A 24,011-nucleotide genomic window follows, 5' to 3' on the forward strand; every position below is an offset into this window, starting at 1 on the left:
GGCCTCATCGCGGGGCAAGCCCGCTCCCACAGAGGTGGTGATGACGTCTGTGGGAGCGGGCTTGCCCCGCGATAGCTTCAACGCGAGTAGCGCTCCTGCCCCCACGCCAACACTGTCTCCAGCAATTTTTTCAACACCACCTGGGTCGGCTGCGCCAGATCCTCGCGATACCTGAACGGCTCGACCTCTTCCATATAGGTACTTTGCGCCAGCTCCAGCTGCACCGCATGGATGTTGTTGGCCGGATCGCCATAGTGACGGGTGATATGCCCGCCCTTGAAGCGGCCATTGAGCACATGGCTGTACTGCCCGGCCTCAGCGCAGACACACTGCAGGCGCTCAGCCAGCTGTGGATCGCAACTGGCGCCATTGAAGGTGCCGAGGTTGAAGTCCGGCAGCTTGCCTTCGAACAGATGCGGAATGTGCGAGCGAATCGAGTGCGCATCCCACAGCAGTGCGTAGCCAAATTGCTCGCGCAGGCGCGCCAGCTCACGACGGATTGTGTCGTGATAAGGGCGCCAGATGCCCTCCAGGTACTCCGCCCGCTCTTCTGCCGACGGCTCCTTGCCAGCCTGGAACAGCGGCTCGCCCTCGAACAGGGTCGCCGGGTACAGGCCTGTGGTAGCACCGGCATACAACGGTTTGTCGTCATCTGGACGGTTCAGGTCGATGACAAAGCGTGAGTACTCGGCGGCCACCACGCTGGCCCCCAGCTCACGGGCAAAATCGTAAAGCTGCGGTATATGCCAGTCGGTATCTGGCAGGCTCTGTGCCTGCGCCACCAGCCCGGCCTTGACCACCGGCGTCAAACGCAGGCCGGCATGCGGCATGCTGATCAGCAGCGGCAGGTCGCCTTGGTGAAAACTCAGTACCTTGTCCATAGGCCCTCCTTCAATTGAAAATTTCGCGGCCCATACGTACCACCCGCTTGGGCAGGTCGCCGCCCAGCCAATAGCACAGGTCCGCCGGACGCTCGATCTGCCAGGCAATAAAGTCCGCCACTTTACCCACCTCCAGCGTGCCATGGCTGTCGCCCAGCCCCAGTGCCGTTGCCGCATGGGTGGTGACGCCTGCCAGAGCCTCTTCCGGAGTCATGCGAAACAGAGTGCAGGCCATGTTCAGCATCAGCCGTAGCGATAGCGCCGGCGAGGTGCCGGGGTTGAGGTCGGTAGCGATGGCAATCTTCACCGCGTGTTTGCGCAAGGCATCCATCGGTGGCAGCTGGGTCTCGCGCAAAAAGTAGAACGCGCCGGGCAACAGCACCGCAACGGTGCCGGCCGCAGCCATGGCGATGGCATCGTCCTCGGTCATGAACTCCAGGTGATCGGCCGACAGCGCCTGATAGCGCGCCGCCAGGCTGGAGCCGGCCAGAGACGACAGCTGCTCGGCATGCAGCTTGACCGGCAGGCCCAGCTCGCGGGCCTTGATGAACACCCGCTCGACCTGAGCCGGGGAGAACGCCAGGTATTCACAGAATGCATCCACGGCATCGACCAGCCCTTCGGCTGCCAAGGCCGGGAGCATCACCTCGCAGATATGGCTGATGTAATCGTCAGCCCGATCCTTGTACTCCGGCGGCAAAGCATGGGCAGCCAGGCAGGTGCTGCGCACGGTCAGCGGCAACTCTTCACCGAGGCGGCGGATGACCTTGAGCAGCTTGCGCTCGCTGGCCAGGTCCAGGCCGTAGCCGGACTTGATCTCCAGGGTGGTGACGCCATCACGCATCAACGCCTGGACCCGCTGGCGGGCACTGCTGAACAGTTCATCTTCGCTGGCCGCACGGGTCGCCCGCACGGTGCTGGCAATGCCACCACCCTGGGCGGCGATCTCGGCATAGCTGACCCCTTGCAGGCGCTGCTCGAACTCGCCGCTGCGATTGCCACCGAACACCGCGTGAGTGTGGCAATCGACCAGCCCCGGAGTGACCCAGGCGCCGCCCAGGTCCACGGTTCTGTCAGCGCTCAGGGTCGGCAGCGACTGACGCGGGCCGATCCACTCGATGTGGCCGGCGCTGGTGATGATCGCCGCGTCCTCGATGATCGAGTACGTGCCTTGGGCCATGCTCGCCACATGGCAGTGCTGCCAGAGGGTTCTCATGCAATGTCTCCGTTTCTAGCGGTGAAGTTGGGACGGATCCTGGGCCAGCGGCGCCTCGCCTTTCGCTGCCCGCGGCTTGCACCACAGCAGGTAGGAGGCGACCAGGAACAGCACCCAGACCACGCCGACCAGCAGCGCTGCCTGAGTATCAGGGAAGTAACCGAGCACGCCGAACACGAACAGCATGAAGGCAATCGCCGCCGCCGGACCATAAGGCCAGAACGGTACCGGGAACTTCAGCTCGGCAACTTCTTCGCGACTCATGCTGCGACGCATGGCAACCTGGGTCACCAGGATCATCAGCCACACCCAGACGGTCGCAAAGGTGGCGATCGAGGCGATCAGCAGGAACACGTTTTCCGGGATCAGGTAGTTGAGTACCACACCACCGAGCAACGCTGCACCCATGACCAGCACGGTCATCCACGGCACGCCGTGACGGGAGATTTTCGCGAAGCCCTTGGGCGCATGCCCCTGCTGGGCCAGGCCGTACATCATGCGACCGGCACCAAAGATATCGCTGTTGATGGCCGACACGGCTGCCGAGATCACCACGATGTTCAGCACAGTCGCCGCCGAGCCGATCCCGAGGTTACTGAAGATCTGCACGAACGGGCTGCCCTGGCTGCCGATCTGCGGCCATGGGTACAGGCACATCAGCACGAACAGGGTCAGTACATAGAACAGCAGGATGCGCATCGGCACGGCGTTGATCGCCTTGGGCAGCACGCGCTGCGGGTCCTTGGCCTCACCGGCGGTGATGCCAATGATCTCGATGCCACCAAAGGCAAACATCACCACGGCGAAGGACGCGATCAGGCCGCCAATGCCATTGGGCATGAAGCCGCCATGCTCGAACAGGTTGCTGATGCCCACGGCGTTGTCGGCACTGGCGTTGTTCAGGCCGAAAATCATGATGCCGAAGCCGGCCAGGATCATCGCGACGATGGCACCGACCTTGAGCAGCGACAGCCAGAACTCCATCTCGCCGAAGACTTTGACGTTACACAGGTTCAGGCCGCCAATGAGGAAGACGATGCCCAGCACCCAGATCCAGCGGGCAACTTCGGGAAACCAGAAGCCCATATAGATGCCGAAAGCGGTCACGTCGGCAATACAGACGATGATCATTTCAAAGGCATAGGTCCAGCCCAGGATGAAACCCGACATCGGTCCCAGATAGGTGGTGGCATAGCTGCCGAACGAGCCGGAGACCGGGTTGTGCACGGCCATCTCGCCCAGGGCGCGCATGACCATGAACACCGCGGCGCCACCGATCAGGTAGGCCAGCAACACGGCCGGGCCGGCCATCTGGATCGCTGCGGCAGAGCCATAGAACAACCCGGTACCGATTGCCGAGCCTAGTGCCATAAAACGAATGTGTCGCGCGGTCAGCCCGCGCTTGAGACCTTGAGCTTCTTGCATGTCACGTCCTTATTTTTGTTCTGGTCGTGAGAATGGTCGGGGCGTTTCGTCGAGCATCGCGGGGCAAGCCCGCTCCCACAGTGTGGGAGCGGGCTTGCCCCGCGATTGAATCAGGCAACGGCCCCAGAGGCATTACAGGCTAGGCAGGACCTTGGCTGGCAACAGACCAGTCAGGGAACCTTCGGCCAGCAGGGCGATGGCCGCCTCGATGTCTGGCGCGAAGAAACGGTCCTTCTCGTAAAAGGCGACCTTGCCACGCAGGGCCTTACGCGCCTGCTCCAGCTTCGGCGAGGTTTTCAGGCCTTCGCGCAGGTCCAGGCCCTGGGCGGCAGCCAGCCACTCCACGGCAAGCACACCGCGGGTGTTTTCAGCCATTTCCCACAGACGCTTGCCGGCAGCCGGGGCCATCGACACGTGGTCTTCCTGGTTGGCCGAGGTCGGCAGGCTGTCGACGCTGTGCGGATGCGCCAGTGCCTTGTTCTCGCTGGCCAGCGCGGCCGCGGTCACCTGGGCGATCATGAAGCCGGAGTTGACCCCACCATTGGCCACCAGGAACGGCGGCAGCTGGGACATGTGTTTGTCCATCATCAGCGAGATGCGGCGTTCGCTCAGCGAGCCGATCTCGGCAATCGCCAGGGCCATGTTGTCAGCGGCCATGGCCACCGGCTCAGCGTGGAAGTTACCACCGGAGATCACGTCACCTTCGCTGGCGAATACCAGCGGGTTATCGGACACGGCGTTGGCTTCGATCACCAGTACTTCGGCAGCTTGACGGAACTGGGTCAGGCAGGCGCCCATGACCTGTGGCTGGCAGCGCAGCGAGTACGGGTCCTGGACCTTGCCGCAGTTCTCGTGGGAGGCCGAGACTTCGCTGCCATCACCGAGCAGATCGCGGTAGCAGGCGGCGGCATCGATCTGGCCACGCTGACCACGGGCAGCATGGATACGCGCATCGAACGGCGAACGCGACCCCAGCACCGCTTCGACCGTCAGGGCACCGATCGAGGTCGCTGCAGCGAACAGATCCTCGCCTTCGAACAGGCCGCGCAGGGCATAGGCGGTGGATGCCTGGGTGCCGTTGAGCAGCGCCAGACCTTCCTTGGCCGCCAGAGTCAGCGGCTCAAGACCGGCGACCGCCAGGGCTTCGGTGGCCGACAGCCATTGGCCGTTGTGACGCGCCTTGCCTTCGCCGAGCAGTACCAGCGACATATGCGCCAGCGGTGCCAGGTCGCCGGATGCGCCCACCGAACCTTTGAGCGGGATGTGCGGGTAGACCTCGGCGTTGATCAACGCGATCAGCGCGTCGATCACCTTGCGGCGGATGCCGGAGAAGCCACGGCTCAGGCTGTTGACCTTGAGCACCATGATCAGCCGTACCAGGGCGTCGTCGATAGGCTGGCCAACGCCGGCGGCGTGCGACAGCACCAGCGAACGCTGCAGGTTTTCCAGGTCATGGCTGGCGATGCGGGTCGACGCCAGCAGGCCAAAACCGGTGTTGATGCCGTAGGCGGTGCGGTTTTCCGCGAGGATCTGCTCGACACAAGCGACGCTGTCGTCGATCTGCTGATCGGCGCTGGCATCCAGCTTGAGTTTTACCGGCTGCTGGTAGATCGCACGCAGCTGAGCCAGGGTCAGGGTGCCGGGCTTCAGGGTCAATTCAGTCACGTTAATGCTCCGTACTCGTGAGGCGTATGCGCCTGCATAGATATCAGTATCAACCATTTACCGCAGATCAGCCTGTGATCATCGGCAGGTTCAAGCCTTGTTCTTTAGCGCAGTCGATGGCGATCTGGTAACCGGCATCGGCGTGACGCATGACACCGGTGGCCGGGTCGTTGTGCAGGACGCGGGCGATACGCTCGGCAGCCTCGTCGGTACCGTCGCAGACGATGACCATGCCCGAGTGCTGCGAGAAGCCCATGCCAACGCCACCACCGTGGTGCAGCGAGACCCAGGTCGCGCCGCTGGCGGTGTTGAGCAGGGCGTTGAGCAGCGGCCAGTCGGAGACGGCGTCGGAGCCATCCTGCATCGACTCGGTTTCGCGGTTAGGGCTGGAGACCGAACCCGAATCGAGGTGGTCGCGGCCGATCACGATCGGTGCCGACAGCTCGCCACTGCGGACCATTTCGTTGAACGCCAGGCCGAGCTTGGCGCGCAGGCCCAGGCCTACCCAGCAGATACGAGCCGGCAGACCCTGGAAGCTGATGCGCTCGCGGGCCATGTCCAGCCAGTTGTGCAGGTGCGCGTCGTCCGGGATCAGTTCCTTGACCTTGGCGTCAGTTTTGTAGATGTCTTCGGCATTACCCGACAGCGCCGCCCAGCGGAACGGACCGATACCGCGGCAGAACAGCGGACGGATGTAGGCCGGTACGAAGCCCGGGAAGTCGAAGGCATTGCTTACGCCCTCTTCCTTGGCCATCTGACGGATGTTGTTGCCGTAGTCGAAAGTCGGCACGCCCTGCTTCTGGAACTCGAGCATGGCTTTGACGTGTACGGCCATCGATTGCTTGGCGGCTTTGACCACTGCAGCCGGCTCGGTCTGCGCGCGGTCGCGGTACTGTTCCCAGGTCCAGCCGGCTGGCAGGTAACCGTTGAGCGGGTCGTGGGCACTAGTCTGGTCGGTGACCATGTCAGGACGCACGCCACGCTTGATCAGCTCTGGCAGGATTTCTGCGGCGTTGCCCAGCAGGGCGATGGAGATGGCTTTACCTTCGGCGGTGTACTTGGCGATACGGGCCAGGGCGTCATCCAGGTCCTTGGCTTGCTCGTCGACATAACGGCTGCTCAGGCGGAAATCGATGCGGCTCTGCTGGCATTCGATGTTCAGCGAGCAGGCACCGGCCAGGGTCGCGGCCAGTGGCTGGGCGCCGCCCATGCCACCGAGGCCGGCGGTCAGTACCCACTTGCCCTTGAGGCTGCCGTTGTAGTGCTGGCGGCCGGCTTCGACGAAGGTTTCGTAGGTGCCCTGGACGATGCCCTGGCTGCCGATGTAGATCCAGCTGCCGGCGGTCATCTGGCCGTACATGGCCAGGCCTTTGGCATCCAGTTCGTTGAAGTGTTCCCAGTTGGCCCAGTGTGGCACCAGGTTGGAGTTGGCGATCAGTACGCGCGGGGCGTTGCTGTGGGTCTTGAACACGCCGACCGGCTTGCCCGACTGCACCAGCAGGGTTTCGTCTTCGTTGAGGTTGGTCAGGCTCTCGACGATCTTGTCGTAGCACTCCCAGTTACGCGCGGCACGGCCGATACCGCCGTAAACCACCAGTTCTTTCGGGTTTTCTGCGACTTCCGGGTCGAGGTTGTTCATCAGCATGCGCAGCGGCGCTTCAGTCAGCCAGCTCTTGGCGGTGAGCTTGTTGCCGCGTGCAGCGCGGATTTCGACGTCACGGAATTTTTTGAAGTTGTTGTCAGTCACGGAAATGGCTCCTAAGCGATCAGTCCAAACCAACCCAGGCATTGGGTGTGTGATGGTGCTTATACAAACACATATTTACTTGTATGTACAAGCATAGGCAATTGAAATGCCAACTCGCCGAAGCAGCCACCACCCAAGCTGAAACGCAGGCGCCAGAGCCCCGCAGCGCCTGGCTTTGATCAGCAGAAAATATTTCTCAGGGGATAAACGGTGAAGTGAAGCCGACCAGTGGCGTTGCACCACTTTGGGACAATCGGTAACAGCCTCGGCCGAAGTGCTCGGCCGAGGCGTAACGATTTCAGTTCGGCGTCAGCTCGATCAGGCAGCAACGGCCCTGCACATTCAAGGTCTGCAGGCTGTCGTTGCCTTGCAACTGCAAGCAGTCGTAGCGGCCGAGGCGATGCTCACCCTGCCCGGCCAGCGTTACCTCCACCTGGGAAGCGGCAGCGAACAGCAACAGCGTCGAGGCCGAGCTGAACACCCGCTGGCTGCCATCCAGCCACTGCAGGCGCGCACGGTAACGTTCAGGGGCATAGATCAGGTTGAAATCGCGAATCGAACCACCGAGCAAGGTGCAGCTGACCTGGCTTTCGCCACTGAAGGCAAAGGCATCGCAAGGCAACAGCGGCCGGGTGGCCTGGCCATCGACCTGCAAACGCATGCCCTCGCCTTCAAGCACGGTGATGATCCGCTGATACCCGGCGAAACTGGAAAACCCGCCCGACTCGGCGATATCGGCAATCGACAGCCGCCAGCCGAAGCCGTCCAGGCCTTCGCCGGCATCGCGGGTGATTTCTTCGGTACTGCCGCCACCGTTCTTCCACGGCATGCGGGGGTAGTCTTTGGCGCGTAAAACCTGCAACTGGCTCATTTGCTGAAGCGTCCTTCCAGACGATGACGGGAACCGGGATGAATCAGACGAGCGGCAGTCACTGGCTGGCGTCCCGACCAGGTGCGGCGACGGATCAGCAGACAGGGCTCGCCTTGTTCGATTTGCAACAGACGGCACTCTTCCGGCTCGGCGAGGATCGCCTCGACCACATGCTCGCCTTCGGTCAGTGGCGCCACTTGGGACAGATAGGCGTATGGCGTCTGTTGGGTGAAGTCCTGCTTGAGGTAGTCCGGGGCGATCTGCGCGTTGACGAAGCGGTCTTCGATCTGCACGGCAATACCGTTTTCGTAATGCACGATCAGCGAATGGAACACCCGCTGGCCTTCGCGCATGTCCAGGGCCAGGGCGCGCTCGGAGCCGGCAGTTTCCTCGGCAAGGGTGATCACCTTGCACGTGTGTTGATGACCGCGGGCGGCGATCTCATCGGCAATGTTGTTGACTTCGAACAGCGCCGAGCGGGTCTTGGGCTCGGCAACGAAGGTACCGACGCCCTGCATGCGCACCAACAGCCCCTCGGCGGTCAGTTCGCGCAAGGCGCGGTTGATGGTCATGCGGCTGAAGCCCAGCTGGCTGACCAGCTCGCTTTCCGACGGCACCCGATGGTGCGGCGGCCAGCTGCCATTCTGGATCTGCTGGGCAATCATCTGCTTGACCCGGGCGTACAGCGGCGCCGGCCCCTCGCCCATCTGGGCAACCAGCGCGGAGACAGGAGGTGTCGGCACGGAAAATGTCCTTGTTCGGTTGAATGAACGGTAGCTTGCCGGAGTTTACCCAGCAGGCAAACGTCTGTATATGTATATACAAATAATCACAATGAGGTGTTGCGTCGATGTCCGTCTTCTTTGCCGAGCGCGCTCTGCTGCCTACGGGCTGGGCCGAAAACGTCCGAATCGAGGTCGGCGCCGATGGCCTGCTGGCCAGTCTCCAGGCCGGTGGCTCGGCCGAAGGCGCCGAGCGTCTGGCCGGTCCGCTGCTGCCAGGCATGCCCAACCTGCACTCGCATGCGTTCCAGCGCGCCATGGCCGGGCTGGCCGAAGTGGCTGGCAATCCCAATGACAGCTTCTGGACCTGGCGCGAGCTGATGTACCGCCTGGTCGGCAAGATCAGCCCCGAGCAGTTGCAGGTCATCGCCCGTCAGCTGTACATCGAAATGCTCAAGGCCGGTTACACCTCGGTGGCCGAGTTCCACTATGTGCATCATGACACCGAGGGCCAGGCCTATGCCGATCCGGCCGAGTTGTCCTTGCGCATCAGCCAGGCTGCCAGTGCCAGTGGTATCGGCCTGACCTTGTTGCCGGTGCTGTACAGCCACTCCGGCTTTGGTGGCCAGACGCCCAATGAAGGCCAGCGCCGCTTTATCAACAGCACCGAACAGTACCTGAATCTGCAATCACGCCTGGCGCCGCAGCTGGCCAGGCAGCCGGCACAGTCGCTGGGCTTGTGCTTCCACTCCCTGCGCGCGGTCACCCCGGAGCAGATCGCCGAGGTTATGGCCGCCAGCGACAAGGCCTGCCCGGTGCATATCCATATCGCCGAGCAACAGAAGGAAGTCGACGACTGCCTGGCCTGGAGCGGCCGCCGGCCGCTGCAATGGCTGTACGAAAACACCGAAGTAGACCAGCGCTGGTGCCTGGTCCACGCCACCCATGCCAAGCCCGATGAAGTCGAGCTGATGGCCCGTAGTGGCGCAATCGCCGGCCTGTGCCTGACCACCGAAGCCAACCTCGGCGACGGCATCTTCCCGGCGGTGGACTACCTGGCCCAGGGCGGTCGCCTGGGGATTGGCTCCGACAGCCATGTGTCGCTGAGCGTGGTCGAGGAGCTGCGCTGGCTGGAATATGGCCAGCGCCTGCGTGACCAGCGGCGTAATCGTCTGTATCGCGGTGACCAGCCGATGGTTGGGCGGACCTTGTATGACGCGGCGTTAAGCGGCGGCGCGCAGGCGCTGGGGCAGCCGATTGGCGAGCTGGCGGTAGGCAAGCGGGCGGACTGGCTGGTGCTCGATGGCAACGATCCGTATCTGGCGACCGCCAGCGAGGACGGCATTCTCAACCGCTGGTTGTTCGCCGGTGGCGATCGTCAGGTGCGGGATGTGATGGTCAACGGCCAGTGGGTAGTACGTCAGGGGCGGCATGCCCAGGAAGAAGACAGCGCGCGGGAATTTGCCGGGGTACTGCGGGCCTTGCTGGGCTGAGCTATCGCGGGGCAAGCCCGCTCCCACAGGCACACACATATCCTGTGGGAGCGGGCTTGCCCCGCGAAAAAGCCCTCAAGGCTTATGCGCAAGCATTTCCTTGTCCGCCACCCGCCAGATCAGGCGATTGGTGTCATAGCCCTGCTGACGCGCCTTGGCCAGCAGGCTTTCCCGCTGCCAGGCCGGCACCGTCGGCTTGCGCGAAAGTATCCACAGGTATTTGCGATCCGGGTTGCCGACCAGCGCGGTCTGGTAGTCGTCGCCGACATACAGCACCCAGTATTCGCCCTTGGCTACCCCCGGCAGCACTGTCGAGAACCAGTTGTCGAACTCCACCCAGAGCTTGTCGGTCTTGCCGCGCACCTGTGGCGAGGCGTTGCCGCTGGCTTCCTGCCACTCACCTTCAAGGGTCTGGCAGCGGTTCAGTACCCCGACCGAGCCATCAGGCTTGAGGTTGTAATGAGCCTCGGACTGGGCGCAGTCGCGCTGGAAAAACATCGGCAGGCGCGCCAGTTCAAACCACTTGCCCTGGTAACGCTTGAAGTCGACGCTATCGACCGTCTTCGGCGGAATCGGCCCGGTGCCCGAACTGGCACAGCCGCCCAGGATCAGGCCGATACACAGGGCCAGCAGCAGGTGTAGCGGTTTCATTTGAGCCCCTGTCCTGAGTACATCAGCACCTTGTCGGCGGCGTATTGCACGCTGATAAAGCTCTTCTCGTCACCCCAGGTGCAACTGGACATGCCCAATGCGCCGGAGCACTCCTTGGGCGTGCCGAGCAGTTTTTCGACCTCGGCCTTGGCCATGCCAGCCTTGAGCTGTGAATAGTTTTCCTGGTTGATTTTGTTGCACGCAGTCAGAAACACGCACAAGGACAACAAGGCGAGGGAACGCAACGACATGAAAGGTCACTCCTGGACAAGGGGGTGCAGGCGCGATGGCCTACCGACAGCTTAGAAGGAGAAAACCGCGTCTGGTTCCCCGGCTTCAGCGCTTTCCTGACGTCAAATCACTGCCTTTGGTCGTATTGCACCACTTGCGCATTAATCTTTTGCCCAAAGCGGACGACACAAGGGCGCGCTGCGACGTATTGCCGCGCCCTCCCCGTTGACCCGCCTTGTGCAGACAGACCCCGCAATGACAAAAAACCTGAAGTTCAGCCACAAGATTCTGCTCGCCGCCGCCCTGGTGGTCGCTGTCGCCTTTACCTGCTTTGTCCTGTTCAACGATTACCGCCAGCGCCAGACCCTGCGCAGCAATACCGAGGCCTCCATGCAGGAGCTCGGCAACCTGACCAGCAGCAACATCCAGACCTGGCTGCAAAGCCGCATCCAGATCCTGCAGTCGCTGTCCCAGCAAGTGGCCGTCGATGGCGCCGGCAAGGACAGCCTGACCCGCAGCCTCAACCTGCCGGTGTACGGCAACAATTTCCTCCTGACTTATTTCGGCGGCCAGGATGGCTACATGCAGTCGGTCCCCCTGGGCAGCCGCCCTGCCGATTACGATCCACGCGTACGCGGCTGGTACAAGGCTGCCAGTAGCGCCGGTCAGACCATCGTCACCGAACCGTACATTTCGACCTCCGCCAACAAGCTGGTGATCACCCTGGCCACGCCAGTGCAGCATCAAGGCCGGCTGATCGGCGTCAACGGTGCCGACACCGACCTGGACAGCATCAGCGCAATCATCAATGCGCTGAACTTCGACGGTCACGGCCAGGCCTTCATCGTCAACGGCGACGGCAAGATCCTGGTCCACCCCGACAGCAAGCTGGTACTGAAAAACCTCAGCGAAGCCTACCCCAGCAACACCCCGCAGATCGGCAGCGGCCTCAAGGAGGCTGAACAGGGAGGCCAGCAGCAGTTCATCACCTTCACCAAGGTCAACGGCGTACCCTCGGCCGACTGGTATGTGGCGCTGGTGCTCGACCAGGATTTCGCCTTCGCCATGCTCAGCGAACTGCGTACCTCGGCGATTGTCGCCACGGTGATTGCGGTATTGATCATCATCGCCTTGCTGGGTTTGCTGATCCGCGTGCTGATGGAGCCGTTGCACGTCATGGGCCGGGCGATGCATGACATCGCCGAAGGTGAAGGCGACCTGACCCGCCGCCTGCGCATTCACGCTCAGGACGAATTCGGCAGCCTTGGCCAGTCGTTCAACCGCTTCGTCGAACGCATTCACGAGTCGATCCGTGAGGTGTCCTCGGCCACCGGCCAGGTCAACGAAGTGGCCTTGCGCGTGATCAGCGCCTCGAATGCCTCGATCCATAACGCCGACCAGCAGTCGAGCCGCACCAGCAGTGTTGCCGCAGCCATCAACCAGCTCGGTGCCGCCGCTCAGGAGATCGCCCAGAACGCCGCCCTCGCCTCGCAGCACTCCAGTGACGCGCGCAACCTGGCCGCAGAAGGTCAGCAGGTGGTCGAGCAGACCATCGAGGTGATGAACCAGCTGTCGACCAGGATCAGCGACTCGTGCGACAACATCGAGACACTGAACGCCAACACGGTGAACATTGGCCAGATTCTCGAAGTGATCAGCGGCATTTCCCAACAGACCAACCTGCTGGCGCTCAATGCCGCCATCGAAGCGGCGCGTGCCGGTGAGGCCGGGCGCGGCTTCGCAGTGGTGGCCGATGAGGTGCGCAACCTGGCCCACCGCACCCAGGACTCGGCGCAACAGGTGCAGCGCATCATCGAAGAGCTCCAGGCCGGCGCCCGCGTCGCGGTCAGCACCATGACCGAAAGCCAGAGCCACAGCCAGCACAGCGTCGGCATTGCCAACCAGGCCGGTGAGCGCCTGGGCAGCGTGACCCAGCGTATCGGTGAGATCGACGGTATGAACCAGTCGGTGGCCACCGCTACCGAAGAGCAGACGGCCGTGGTCGAGTCGATCAATGTCGACATCACCGAGATCAATACGCTGAATCAGGAAGGCGTGGAGAACCTGCAAGCAACCTTGCGGGCCTGCAATGACCTGGAGAATCAGGCCAGCCGGTTGAAGCAATTGGTGGGCAGTTTCAGGATCTGATCTGAAATTTATCGCGGGGCAAGCCCGCTCCCACAGGATCGGTGGGAGCGGGCTTGCCCCGCGATTGAATTCAACTCAAAACCGCGAGCCGGGTTCCAGCAGAAAATCCATCTCTTCATCGGTACTCGGCCGATTCAGAAGCAGATTGCGATGCGGAAAGCGGCCAAAACGGGCAATCACCCGCTGATGCTGCTCGGCATAGTCGAGAAAGCCTTCGAACAAGCGTCGGTCGCTGTCCGGCTGCGCATCGAGCAACAGCTGGTAGCGTTCGACACTGATGTTCTGCCAGTCGAGCACTTCGGCATGCTCGAGCACCAGCAGGATGAACACCCGCTGGATTGGCAGCAGCTGGTAATCCCAGGCCTTGTCCAGACCCTGCATCACCAGGACCTGGGCACGCCGGTCGCCATCGAAGGCATGCGGCGTGTCGCGGTGGATCATGCGTGGCAACTGGTCGAGCAGCAGGACCAGACCCAACCAGCCCTGCGGGCTTTGCAGCCACTCGTCCAGACCGCCCGCCAGGGCTTGGGCAACCAGATCGCCGAAGCGCTCTTGCGCCTCGACGTCGTGGTGCTTGCCGAACCACAGCGTGCTCTTCTCGTCAGCGACGTCCTGAGGGCTGGTGCCCCATCCGAACCACCACTCCAGTAACGGCTGCCAAGGTGCGAGCATGACTTACTCCTGGTGATAACCGGTAACGCGCTCGACTTCCTGCTTGGAGCCGAGGAACACTGCCACGCGCTGGTGCAGGCTCTCGGGCTGGATGTCGAGGATGCGCTGTTTGCCGTCGGTGGAAGCACCGCCAGCCTGTTCGATGATGAACGACATCGGGTTGGCTTCGTACATCAGACGCAGTTTGCCCGGCTTGGACGGCTCGCGCGCGTCACGCGGGTACATGAACAGGCCGCCACGGGTCAGGATGCGATGTACATCGGCAACCATCGAGGCGATCCAGCGCATGTTGTAGTTCTTTTTCAGCGGACCGGTCTCACCGGCCAGCAGCTCGCCCACATAGCGGGTTACCGGCTCTTCCCAGTGACGCTGGTTGGACATGTTGATGGCGAACTCGGCGGTGGCTTCCGGTACCTGGATGTTCTCGTGGGTCAGGACGAAGCTGCCCAGTTCGCGGTCCAGGGTGAAGCCCTTGACGCCATTGCCCAGGGTCAGGATCAGCATGGTCTGCGGACCATAGATCGCGTAACCGGCGGCAACCTGCTTGGTGCCTGGCTGCAGGAAGGCCTGTTCGTTGAGGTTTTCGTTCTGGCTCAGGTACTCGTTAGGGCAACGCAGTACCGAGAAGATGGTGCCGACCGACACGTTGACGTCGATGTTCGACGAACCGTCCAGTGGGTCGAATACCAGCAGGTAGGCGCCTTTCGGGTATTTGCCCGGGATCTGGTAGGCGTTGTCCATTTCTTCGGACGCCATACCGGCCAGGTGACCGCCCCACTCGTTGGCTTCGAGCAGGATGTCGTTGGAAATCACGTCCAGTTTCTTCTGGACTTCGCCCTGCACGTTTTCAGTGCCCATGCTGCCCAGAACACCACCCAGGGCGCCCTTGGAAACGTTATGGCTGATCTCCTTGCACGCACGCGCCACCACTTCGATCAGGAAGCGCAGATCGGCAGGGGTACTGTTGCTGCGGGTCTGCTCAATCAAATAGCGACTCAGGGTAACGCGGGACATGTATGGCTCCGAAGGATGGGGGGTAGTAAAAACCCCCGCAGTTTACAGGGAGAGTGCAGCGCTAGCGAGCTATCCGACACGCTTGCCCGATCAGACGGCAGTTTGGCCCGAGAGTTCACCGTTCCCGGGCCGTCATGCACAGCTTAGTCGAGGGCTTTCCAGATCTGCGTGGCGTACTCGCGAATGGTCCGGTCCGAGGAAAACCAGCCCATGCGCGCGGTGTTGAGCACTGCGATGCGCCACCACTGCTTGGGATCGTGCCAGAGCGCTTCGACGCGCAACTGAGCGTCCCAATAGGCATCGAAGTCGGCGCAGACCAGGAAGCGGTCATGGGCCACCAGCGAGTCCACCAGCCCTACGTAACGGGCCGGATCATCCGGGGAGAACACGCCGCTACGAATGGCCTGGAGCACGTCGTTGAGCCGGTACGAGGCGCTGATCGCGGTATGGGCAGCAAAGTCGCCACTGCGCTTGCGCGCCTCCACCTGCTGCGCGGTGAGGCCGAAGATGAACATGTTCTCGGCCCCTACCTGCTCGCACATCTCGACGTTGGCACCGTCCAGGGTACCGATGGTCAGGGCGCCATTGAGCCCGAACTTCATGTTACTGGTGCCGGAAGCTTCGTAACCGGCGGTGGAAATCTGCTCGGAAAGATCGGCCGCCGGGATGATGCTTTCCGCCAGGCTGACGTTGTAGTTGGGCAAAAACACCACTTTGAGCAGGCCGCGCACGGTCGGGTCGTTGTTCACCACCCGGGCGATGTCGTTGCTCAGTTTGATGATCAACTTGGCCTGGTGGTAGCTGGCCGCCGCCTTGCCGGCAAAAATTTTCACCCGCGGCGCCCAGTTGGTGCCGGGCTCGGCACGTATCGCTTGGTACAAGGCCACGGTGTGCAGCAGGTTGAGCAACTGGCGCTTGTACTCGTGGATGCGTTTGACCTGCACATCGAACATCGCTTCCGGGTTGACGGTAATACCCAGGCGTTCCTGGATCAGGCTGGCCAGGGCTTTCTTGCTGTGCAGCCGTTGTTCGGCGAACTGTTTGCGGAACGCTGCCTTGTCAGCAAACGGGTCCAGATCGCGCAAACGGCCTTGCGGGTTGTCGAGCACGTCTTTACCCAGGGCCTCGACCAGCATGCCGGTCAGCTGCGGATTGGCCTGATACAGCCAGCGGCGGAAGGTAATACCGTTGGTCTTGTTGTTGATCCGCTCCGGGTAGAGCTTGTGCAGTTCAGCGAATACCGTGCTGCGCATCAGCTTGCTGTGCAATGCCGACACGCCATTGACGCTGTGCGAGCCGAGAAACGCCAGGTTGCCCATGCGCACGCGCCTGCCGTTGTCTTCCTCGATCAGCGACACCGCGCGCAGCACGTCAAAGTCATGGATACCCTTGGCTCGCAGAGCATCGATGTGAAACGCATTGATCAGGTAGATGATCTGCATGTGCCGCGGCAGCATGCGCTCCATCAGGCTGACCGGCCAGGTTTCCAGGGCCTCGGGCAACAGGGTGTGATTGGTGTATGCCAGGGTATCGACGGTCAATTGCCAGGCAGTGTCCCAGGGCACTTCGTGCTGATCGACCAGCAGACGCATCAACTCGGCCACGGCAATCGAGGGGTGGGTGTCGTTGAGCTGGATCGCCGCTGACTCATGCAGGTTGAGCAAACTGTCGTGCATGTTCAGGTGGCGGCGTAGCAGATCCTGCAGCGAGGCGCAGACGAAGAAATACTCCTGACGCAGACGCAGTTCCTGGCCGGCCTCGGTGCTGTCGGCCGGGTACAGCACCCGCGAGATACTTTCGGCGCGGGCCACTTCGGCCACCGCGCCCAGGTGGTCACCGGCGTTGAAGCGCTCCAGATGCAGTTCTTCCAGCGCCCGTGCCCGCCACAGGCGCAAGGTGTTGACGCTGGCACCCCGCCAGCCGACCACCGGCGTGTCATAGGCAACCGCCCGTACGGTCTCGGCCGGCGACCACACCTGGCGTTGCTGGCCATTGGCGTCATGTACGGTTTCGACGCTGCCACCGAAACTGATCGGATAGATCACCTCGGCCCGCTCGAATTCCCAGGGGTTGCCGAAATCCAGCCAGTTCTCGGTCTGCTCCTGCTGCCAGCCATCGACCACCGCCTGGCGGAACAGGCCGTGCTCGTAGCGAATGCCGTAACCATGGGCGGCGATACCCAGCGTCGACATGCTCTCCATGAAACAGGCGGCCAGACGCCCGAGACCACCGTTGCCCAGGGCCGCATCAGGCTCCAGCAGGCGAATGCGCTCCAGATCGACATCCAGGCCACTGAGGGCTTCGCGGGCGATGTCCAGCAAGCCCAGATTGCTCAAGCTGTCGTACAGCAAGCGACCGATGAGAAATTCCAGCGACAGGTAGTACACCCGCTTCTGGCTCTTGCGATAAATCTGCCGGGTGTGGTCCATCCAGTGATCGACCATGTGATCACGGGCTGCCAGGGCAATGGCTTCGAACCAGTCATGGTCGAAGGCGTGTTCCGGGTCTTTGCCGACCGCGTAGGTCAATTTGTCCAGTACAGCGGTGCGAAAAGCGGCCACCTCTGCGTCACGAGCGAGTGGTTCCTGAGACATGCGACGTCCTCGACCAGGTTGACGAATGCGGATGGAGATTTCTCAGCCTAGACCGTTCGACACAGAGCGAAAGCGCAGGTTCGGGAGTTTCTGCGTAAAAACAGCGGCCATGGCTGGCGGAACCGGCAAATGGTTGTTCACATTTTGACCAACTCCGGTATGATCGCGCGCCCACCCGAACATCTAAAACCTGAACCTGATGAAACCGACCCTGATTGCCGCCGCCGAAGTCGACCGCCTGGAAACCTGGCAGAAGTACCAAAGCCATATGTGCGGAGGCTGCAACTCGACCTGCTGCACCTTGCCGACGGAAGTGAAAATCAAAGACCTGATCCGCATGGGCGTGGTGGATGAGTTCGAGGTAGGCGAGCCGCCGAAGAACATTGCCAAGCGCTTGCAGAAAGACGGGATCATCCAGCGCTTCAACCAGAAGTCGGGGATCTTCACCCTGGCGCAGATGAGCAACGACGATTGCCTGTACCTGGATCGTAAAAGCCGCATGTGCACCATTTATGACAAGCGTCCGGACACCTGCCGCAACCATCCGCGGATCGGACCGCGCCCGGGCTATTGCGCCTACATTCCCAAGCCTGCGGCACGCCGCTAAAAGCATCGCCGGCAAGGCCGGCTCCCACACATGCCCTTGTGGGAGCCGGCCTTGCCGGCGATTGGCGTGCGCAGCACGCCCCGAGCGCACAAACAAAAACGCCCCCGGCCTTGCGACCGGGGGCGTTTTTTATTTCAGCCGGGCTTAGTTAGCCTTGGCTTTCTTGGCAGCGCGGGTACGCTCGCCTTCGTCGAGGATCTTCTTACGCAGACGGATCGACTTAGGAGTCACTTCGCACAGCTCGTCGTCCTGGATGAATTCCAGAGCCTGTTCCAGGGTGAAGCGAACAGGTGGAACCAGAGCGATGGTTTCGTCTTTACCCGAAGCACGCATGTTGTCGAGCTTCTTGCCCTTGGTAGGGTTGACGCCCAGGTCGTTGTCACGGCTGTTCAGACCAACGATCTGACCGTTGTAGATCTCCTGACCGTGCTCAACGAACAGCTTGCCGCGAGCCTGCAGGGTTTCCAGCGAGTAGGTCAGTGCCTTACCGGTTTCTACCGATACCAGTACACCGTTCTGACGGCCGGACATGTGACCGGATTTCATCGGCGCGTAGCGATCGAAGATCGAGGTCAGGATGCCTGCACCGTTGGTCAGGGTCAGGAACTGGTTACGGAAACCGATCAGACCACGGGCTGGAATGTTGTATTCCAGACGTACACGGCCCTTGCCATCCGGAACCATGTTGGTCAGGTCGCCTTTACGCAGACCCATTTCTTCCATGACCTTGCCCTGCGAATCTTCAGGGATGTCGATGGTCACGTTTTCGAACGGCTCGTTCTTGACGCCGTCGACTTCACGGATGATTACTTCCGGACGACCAACGCCCATTTCGAAGCCTTCGCGACGCATGGTTTCGATCAGAACCGACAGGTGCAGCTCACCACGGCCGGAAACCTTGAACTTGTCAGCCGAGTCGCCTTCTTCAACGCGCAGTGCAACGTTGTACAGCAGCTCTTTGTCCAGACGTTCCTTGATGTTACGGGAAGTCACGAACTTGCCTTCTTTACCGCAGAACGGCGAGTCGTTGACCTGGAAGGTCATCGAAACGGTTGGCTCGTCAACGGTCAGCGGCTTCATCGCTTCAACTGCGTCCGGGGAGCACAGGGTGTCGGAGATGAACAGCTCGTCGAAACCGCTGATGCAGACGATGTCGCCAGCCAGGGCTTCTTCGACGTCAACGCGGTGCAGACCGTGGTGACCCATCAGCTTGAGGATGCGGCCGTTACGCTTCTTGCCGTCGACGTCGATAGCGACAACCGGGGTGTTCGGCTTGACGCGGCCACGGGCGATACGGCCAACACCGATAACACCCAGGAAGCTGTTGTAGTCCAGTGCCGAGATCTGCATCTGGAACGGACCGTCACGGTCAACAGCTGGCGCTGGAACGTTGTCGACGATCGACTGGTACAGCGGGGTCATGTCTTCGGCCATTTCGGTGTGGTCCAGACCGGCAATGCCGTTCAGGGCCGAGGCGTAGACGACTTTGAAGTCCAGCTGTTCTTCGGTGGCACCGAGGTTGTCGAACAGGTCGAAGATCTGGTCCAGAACCCAGTCAGGACGTGCGCCCGGACGGTCAACCTTGTTGATCACGACGATTGGACGCAGGCCGGCTTCGAAAGCCTTCTTGGTCACGAAACGGGTTTGCGGCATAGGGCCGTCTTGAGCGTCGACCAGCAGCAGCACCGAGTCAACCATCGACATTACACGCTCAACCTCGCCACCGAAGTCGGCGTGGCCGGGGGTGTCGACGATGTTGATGTGGTAGCCGTTCCAGTTGATGGCGGTGTTTTTCGCCAGAATGGTAATACCGCGCTCTTTTTCCTGGTCGTTGGAGTCCATGACGCGCTCGTCGTTGAGCTCGTTACGCTCCAGAGTGCCGGACTGACGCAGGAGTTTGTCGACCAGGGTGGTTTTACCATGGTCAACGTGGGCGATGATGGCGATGTTACGCAGATTTTCGATCACGTGTGTATCTCGATCAGAGGATTCGGGTTGCCGCCCAGTCTAGGCGGCGAATATGAATGAATGGCGCTCAACGGGCCCGCAGGTCGGGGGGGCGATGGCGGATGCTCCCGCCATATAGCCCCGGCGTTTTATGTCGGACGATAAACGCGCACATTGGCATGTCCCTCACTGAGCAAATGATGGGCATGCAGGCGACTCATCACACCCTTGTCGCAATACAGCAGGTACTGGCGCGTAGCGTCCAGCTCCTTGAAGCGACTGTTCAGGGCGTAGAACGGCAAGGCCTTGACCTCGATGCCGTCCAGTTCCAGGGGCTGGTCTTCCTGGGCGTCGGGGTGACGAATGTCGATCACCACCTGCCCGGCCAGCGCCTGGCTGACTTCTTCGATCTGAATATCCTGGCTGAGTTCATCGATCACGTGGTCGATGGAGATCAGACGAGCGCGCTCCAGAGCGCGCTCGAGCACGGCCATGTCGAACTGCTTCTCTTCATGGTCGACGCGGTGACGCTTGGCACAGGTGGTCGGGTTCACCGAAATCACGCCGCAGTATTCAGGCATGTGCTTGGCGAACTCGGCAGTGCCGATCTGGTTGGCCTGGTCGATGATGTCCTGCTTGTGGCTGGCCAGCAGCGGACGCAACACCAGCTTCTCGGTGGCCGAGTCGATCACTGCCAGGTTCGGCAGGGTCTGGCTCGACACCTGGGAGATCGCTTCGCCGGTGACCAGCGCATCGATCTCGAGACGGTCGGCAATATTGGTCGCCGCGCGCAGCATCATGCGCTTGAGGGTCACGCCCATGTAGCTGTTGTCGACCTTGCCGAGAATCTCGCCGACCACTTCTTCGAACGGCACGCTGACGAACAGCACGCGCTGGCTGCTGCCGTATTTCTTCCACAGGAAGTGGGCGACTTCCATCACCCCCAGCTCGTGGGCGCGGCCGCCAAGGTTGAAGAAGCAGAAGTGGGTCATCAGGCCGCGGCGCATCATCTGGTAGGCCGCCACGGTGGAGTCGAAACCACCGGACATCAGCACCAGGGTCTGCTCCAGCGCGCCCAGCGGGTAGCCGCCGATGCCCTTGTGCTGGTTGTGGATCACGTACAGGCGCTTGTCACGCACCTCGATGCGCACCTCGACCTCGGGGTTGCGCAGGTCGATACCGGCGGCGCCACACTGCTGACGCAGCTGGCTGCCGACATAACGGTCGACGTCCATCGAAGTGAAGTCGTGGTGGCCGCCACGCTTGCAGCGTACGGCGAAGCGCTTGCCGGCCAGCAGGTGACCGAAGTGCGCCTTGCACTTGGCGACGATATCGTCGAAGTCACCCAGCGGATACTCATCGACCTGCAGGAAGTGGGCAATGCCCGGCATGCAGGTCAGACGCTCGGTCATCTCGCGCAGGACTTTCTCGTCCTCGATGTGGGTGACCACCTCGAGGTTGTCCCAGACACCGTTGACCGCGAGCGCAGGATCGAGGTCCTTGAGCACGGTACGGATGTTGCGGCCCAGTTGACGGATGAAGCGCTTGCGAACCGGGCGGCTCTTGATGGTGATCTCTGGGAAGACTTTTACGATTAGTTTCATGAAAAACTGTGCGCGAGCTGCCGACTAAAAAAGTGGGGCGCGGATTATAGCGGAAATTGCTCAAGGTTTAACCAATTAATCTACAGAAGGTTTTCCGCGCACCAAAATGAGGCATGCCGCTTCACTTACGCCTCTTAAGAGTGCAGAAAACTGCCCGAATTTCAGCCCGGCACCCCTGAAATGCTTGGCAATCGGGCAAAAATTCCAAACCGGGGCACTGGCATGCAATTTGCTCCCTTGTGATGCAGGTTGCCTTGGCCGACTATTCGCGCCCGGCATCACCCAAATTCCAGGGCTGCACAGGCTAGCTCTACCCCACCCGGAGGACACTATGTCGAAGTCGGTTCAACTCATCAAAGATCATGACGTTAAATGGATTGATCTGCGCTTCACTGACACCAAGGGCGTACAGCACCACGTGACCATGCCGGCCCGTGATGCGCTGGAGGAAGACTTCTTCGAAGTCGGCAAGATGTTCGACGGTTCCTCCATCGCTGGCTGGAAAGGCATCGAAGCCTCGGACATGATCCTGATGCCGGTCGACGAGACCGCCGTACTGGACCCGTTCACCGAAGAGCCGACCCTGATCCTGACCTGCGACATCGTCGATCCTTCGAGCATGCAGGGTTACGACCGTGACCCGCGCGCGATCGCCAAGCGTGCCGAAGAGTACCTCAAGAGCACCGGCATCGGTGACACCGTGTTCGCCGGTCCAGAGCCTGAGTTCTTCATCTTCGACGAAGTGAAGTTCAAGTCGGACATTTCCGGCTCGATGTTCAAGATCTTCTCCGAGCAAGGCTCGTGGATGTCCGACCAGGACGTTGAAGGCGGCAACAAAGGCCACCGTCCAGGCGTGAAAGGCGGCTACTTCCCGGTTCCGCCGTTCGACCACGACCACGAAATCCGTACTGCCATGTGCAACGCACTGGAAGAAATGGGTCAGACCGTCGAAGTTCACCACCACGAAGTGGCGACTGCCGGCCAGAACGAAATCGGCGTCAAGTTCAACACCCTGGTGAAGAAAGCTGACGAAGTGATGGCCCTGAAATACGTCGTGCACAACGTTGCCGATGCTTACGGCCGCACCGCCACCTTCATGCCGAAGCCGCTGTACGGCGACAACGGCTCGGGCATGCACGTGCACATGTCGATCTGGAAAGAAGGCAAGAACACCTTCGCTGGCGAAGGCTATGCCGGCCTGTCCGACACTGCCCTGTACTTCATCGGCGGTATCATCAAACACGGTAAGGCCCTGAACGGCTTCACCAACCCGTCGACCAACTCCTACAAGCGTCTGGTTCCAGGCTTCGAAGCTCCGGTCATGCTGGCCTACTCGGCTCGCAACCGTTCCGCCTCGATCCGTATCCCTTACGTTTCCAGCCCGAAAGCCCGCCGTATCGAAGCGCGCTTCCCGGATCCGTCGGCCAACCCGTACCTGGCCTTCGCCGCACTGCTGATGGCCGGCCTGGACGGTATCCAGAACAAGATCCACCCAGGCGATGCCGCCGACAAGAACCTGTACGACCTGCCGCCTGAAGAGGCCAAGGACATCCCGCAGGTTTGCGGCAGCCTGAAGGAAGCCCTGGAAGAGCTGGACAAGGGCCGTGCGTTCCTGACCAAGGGCGGCGTGTTCTCCGACGACTTCATCGATGCCTTCATCGAGCTGAAGAGCGAAGAAGAGATCAAGGTTCGCACCTTCGTACACCCACTGGAATACGAGCTGTACTACAGCTGCTGATTCCGTGACGGTGTAACGCCATCAAAGAGAGGCCTCCTTCGGGAGGCCTTTTCTTTTTCTGACGCATGCATAGGTCACAGCCGACAGGTTTAAAGCTCACAACGCGGCACACTGGTCTTTTTCTGTTCAGGACTCCTCATCATGCGCACAGCCCTGTCTACCCTGCTGTTCACGCCCCTGCTCCTCGCCCAAGGCTGCACATCGACACCGCCACCGGTCAGCGCGCTGCAGCCATTGCTCGACAGCGTCGAACAACGCCTGGATATCGCCGAAGCCGTTGCCCTGAACAAATGGGACTCGGGCCAGCCGGTACAGGCCAGCGAGCGCGAACTGCAGGTGATCGCCGATGCCCAGACTCAAGCCGCACGCCTGGGCGTCGACAGTCAGCGCGCAGCCGTGTTTTTTACCGATCAGATCGAAGCCAATAAACTGCTCCAGTACAGCGCGCTGTCACGCTGGCATGCGGCGGGCAGCGCACCACAAACGCCACGCATCGATCTGGCCAAGCAGTTACGCCCACAGCTGGACCGTCTGCAACGCACCCTGCTCAGCCAGCTGGCGACCTTCGACCGCGGCCGCCCGGCGCCTTGCCAGCCTGCACTGGCCAAGGCCATTGAGCAGCGCGAGATAAACCCACAACGGACGCTGGCCCTGATCCGCGCCACCGCCCATTTATGCGCCGCGCAGTAAATCCTCCTCTATGCTCTATATTGGTGCACGCAATAGCCTGCACCTAAGCAAATCAGCCCATTTTGGTTCAAGAAAACCGCCAGATCAGGGCTTTG

General features: G+C 61.4%; 19 protein-coding genes and 1 pseudogene. 6 read left to right on the forward strand and 14 right to left on the reverse strand.

Annotated features, from left to right (window positions below):
• Positions 1 to 77 precede the first annotated feature (77 nt).
• The 7 genes from hutG to hutC all read right to left on the reverse strand — a co-directional run bounded on the left by hutG (position 78) and on the right by hutC (position 8,512).
• Positions 78 to 881 (reverse strand): N-formylglutamate deformylase, encoded by an 804-nt coding sequence (gene hutG, locus ACVI9W_RS10500; RefSeq protein WP_461529955.1) that lies wholly within the window; start codon positions 879 to 881, stop codon positions 78 to 80.
• Positions 882 to 891: 10 nt separating this feature from the next.
• Positions 892 to 2,097, reverse strand: coding sequence for an imidazolonepropionase (gene hutI, locus ACVI9W_RS10505; protein ID WP_461529956.1), 1,206 nt, complete (start codon positions 2,095 to 2,097; stop codon positions 892 to 894).
• Positions 2,098 to 2,112: 15 nt separating this feature from the next.
• Positions 2,113 to 3,522 (reverse strand): amino acid permease, encoded by a 1,410-nt coding sequence (locus ACVI9W_RS10510; RefSeq protein ID WP_038615455.1) that lies wholly within the window; start codon positions 3,520 to 3,522, stop codon positions 2,113 to 2,115.
• 132 nt (positions 3,523 to 3,654) lie between these two features.
• Positions 3,655 to 5,187 carry a histidine ammonia-lyase gene (hutH, locus tag ACVI9W_RS10515; protein WP_038615457.1) on the reverse strand — a complete coding sequence of 511 codons (1,533 nt, stop codon included), beginning with the start codon at positions 5,185 to 5,187 and terminating at the stop codon, positions 3,655 to 3,657.
• A gap of 67 nt (positions 5,188 to 5,254) precedes the next feature.
• Positions 5,255 to 6,934, reverse strand: a complete 1,680-nt coding sequence (hutU, locus tag ACVI9W_RS10520) for a urocanate hydratase (RefSeq protein WP_038615459.1) — start codon at positions 6,932 to 6,934, stop codon at positions 5,255 to 5,257.
• A gap of 298 nt (positions 6,935 to 7,232) precedes the next feature.
• Positions 7,233 to 7,805: a HutD/Ves family protein gene (locus ACVI9W_RS10525; RefSeq protein WP_461529957.1), complete on the reverse strand. Its 573-nt coding sequence runs from the start codon at positions 7,803 to 7,805 to the stop codon at positions 7,233 to 7,235.
• Complete coding sequence (gene hutC / locus ACVI9W_RS10530; protein ID WP_167335155.1) at positions 7,802 to 8,512, reverse strand: histidine utilization repressor; 711 nt, start codon at positions 8,510 to 8,512, stop codon at positions 7,802 to 7,804. The genes ACVI9W_RS10525 and hutC overlap by 4 nt, the downstream gene beginning before the upstream one ends.
• A 143-nt stretch (positions 8,513 to 8,655) precedes the next feature.
• Here hutC and ACVI9W_RS10535 point away from each other — a divergent pair, with 143 nt between their 5' ends.
• Positions 8,656 to 10,020, forward strand: a complete 1,365-nt coding sequence (locus ACVI9W_RS10535; RefSeq protein ID WP_461529958.1) for a formimidoylglutamate deiminase — start codon at positions 8,656 to 8,658, stop codon at positions 10,018 to 10,020.
• 75 nt (positions 10,021 to 10,095) lie between these two features.
• Here the strand turns inward: ACVI9W_RS10535 and ACVI9W_RS10540 are convergent, their stop codons facing one another.
• Positions 10,096 to 10,671 carry a lipocalin family protein gene (locus tag ACVI9W_RS10540; protein WP_461529959.1) on the reverse strand — a complete coding sequence of 192 codons (576 nt, stop codon included), beginning with the start codon at positions 10,669 to 10,671 and terminating at the stop codon, positions 10,096 to 10,098.
• A complete protein-coding gene (gene bamE / locus ACVI9W_RS10545; protein WP_038615469.1) occupies positions 10,668 to 10,922 on the reverse strand; it encodes an outer membrane protein assembly factor BamE domain-containing protein in 255 nt (84 codons plus the stop codon). Before bamE ends, ACVI9W_RS10540 begins: the two co-directional genes overlap by 4 nt.
• A gap of 235 nt (positions 10,923 to 11,157) precedes the next feature.
• On the opposite strand from bamE, the pseudogene ACVI9W_RS10550 reads away from it, so the two are divergent.
• Together ACVI9W_RS10550 and ACVI9W_RS10555 are read left to right on the forward strand one after the other, a co-directional pair.
• Positions 11,158 to 12,195, forward strand: a pseudogene (locus ACVI9W_RS10550) (HAMP domain-containing protein); the annotation flags it as partial.
• 66 nt (positions 12,196 to 12,261) lie between these two features.
• Positions 12,262 to 13,050, forward strand: a complete 789-nt coding sequence (locus tag ACVI9W_RS10555; RefSeq protein WP_371262015.1) for a methyl-accepting chemotaxis protein — start codon at positions 12,262 to 12,264, stop codon at positions 13,048 to 13,050.
• A 75-nt stretch (positions 13,051 to 13,125) separates the two neighbouring features.
• Here ACVI9W_RS10555 and ACVI9W_RS10560 read toward each other — a convergent pair whose 3' ends face one another.
• From ACVI9W_RS10560 to ACVI9W_RS10570, 3 genes are all read right to left on the reverse strand, one after another.
• On the reverse strand, positions 13,126 to 13,722 hold the full coding sequence (locus ACVI9W_RS10560; protein WP_157194519.1) for a DUF924 family protein: 597 nt from the start codon (positions 13,720 to 13,722) through the stop codon (positions 13,126 to 13,128).
• 3 nt (positions 13,723 to 13,725) lie between these two features.
• Positions 13,726 to 14,736, reverse strand: coding sequence for a class 1 fructose-bisphosphatase (locus ACVI9W_RS10565; RefSeq protein WP_461529960.1), 1,011 nt, complete (start codon positions 14,734 to 14,736; stop codon positions 13,726 to 13,728).
• Positions 14,737 to 14,879: 143 nt separating this feature from the next.
• Positions 14,880 to 17,330, reverse strand: a complete 2,451-nt coding sequence (locus tag ACVI9W_RS10570) for a glycogen/starch/alpha-glucan phosphorylase (RefSeq protein WP_461529961.1) — start codon at positions 17,328 to 17,330, stop codon at positions 14,880 to 14,882.
• Positions 17,331 to 17,529: 199 nt separating this feature from the next.
• Between ACVI9W_RS10570 and ACVI9W_RS10575 the strand changes: the two genes are divergently transcribed.
• Complete coding sequence (locus tag ACVI9W_RS10575) at positions 17,530 to 17,937, forward strand: YkgJ family cysteine cluster protein (RefSeq protein ID WP_038615479.1); 408 nt, start codon at positions 17,530 to 17,532, stop codon at positions 17,935 to 17,937.
• 144 nt (positions 17,938 to 18,081) lie between these two features.
• Here ACVI9W_RS10575 and typA read toward each other — a convergent pair whose 3' ends face one another.
• A complete protein-coding gene (gene typA / locus ACVI9W_RS10580) occupies positions 18,082 to 19,905 on the reverse strand; it encodes a translational GTPase TypA (RefSeq protein ID WP_400172303.1) in 1,824 nt (607 codons plus the stop codon).
• A 128-nt stretch (positions 19,906 to 20,033) separates the two neighbouring features.
• The gene (thiI, locus tag ACVI9W_RS10585) at positions 20,034 to 21,488 is read right to left on the reverse strand and encodes a tRNA uracil 4-sulfurtransferase ThiI (RefSeq protein ID WP_038615483.1); all 1,455 of its coding nucleotides are present in this window, start codon (positions 21,486 to 21,488) and stop codon (positions 20,034 to 20,036) included.
• 331 nt (positions 21,489 to 21,819) lie between these two features.
• On the opposite strand from thiI, the gene glnA reads away from it, so the two are divergent.
• Together glnA and ACVI9W_RS10595 are read left to right on the forward strand one after the other, a co-directional pair.
• Positions 21,820 to 23,226 (forward strand): type I glutamate--ammonia ligase, encoded by a 1,407-nt coding sequence (glnA, locus tag ACVI9W_RS10590; protein ID WP_038615485.1) that lies wholly within the window; start codon positions 21,820 to 21,822, stop codon positions 23,224 to 23,226.
• A 141-nt stretch (positions 23,227 to 23,367) separates the two neighbouring features.
• The gene (locus ACVI9W_RS10595; RefSeq protein WP_461529962.1) at positions 23,368 to 23,916 is read left to right on the forward strand and encodes a chorismate mutase; all 549 of its coding nucleotides are present in this window, start codon (positions 23,368 to 23,370) and stop codon (positions 23,914 to 23,916) included.
• The last annotated feature ends 95 nt before the right edge of the window (positions 23,917 to 24,011 follow it).

Source organism: Pseudomonas sp. 210_17 TE3656 (assembly GCF_054821965.1).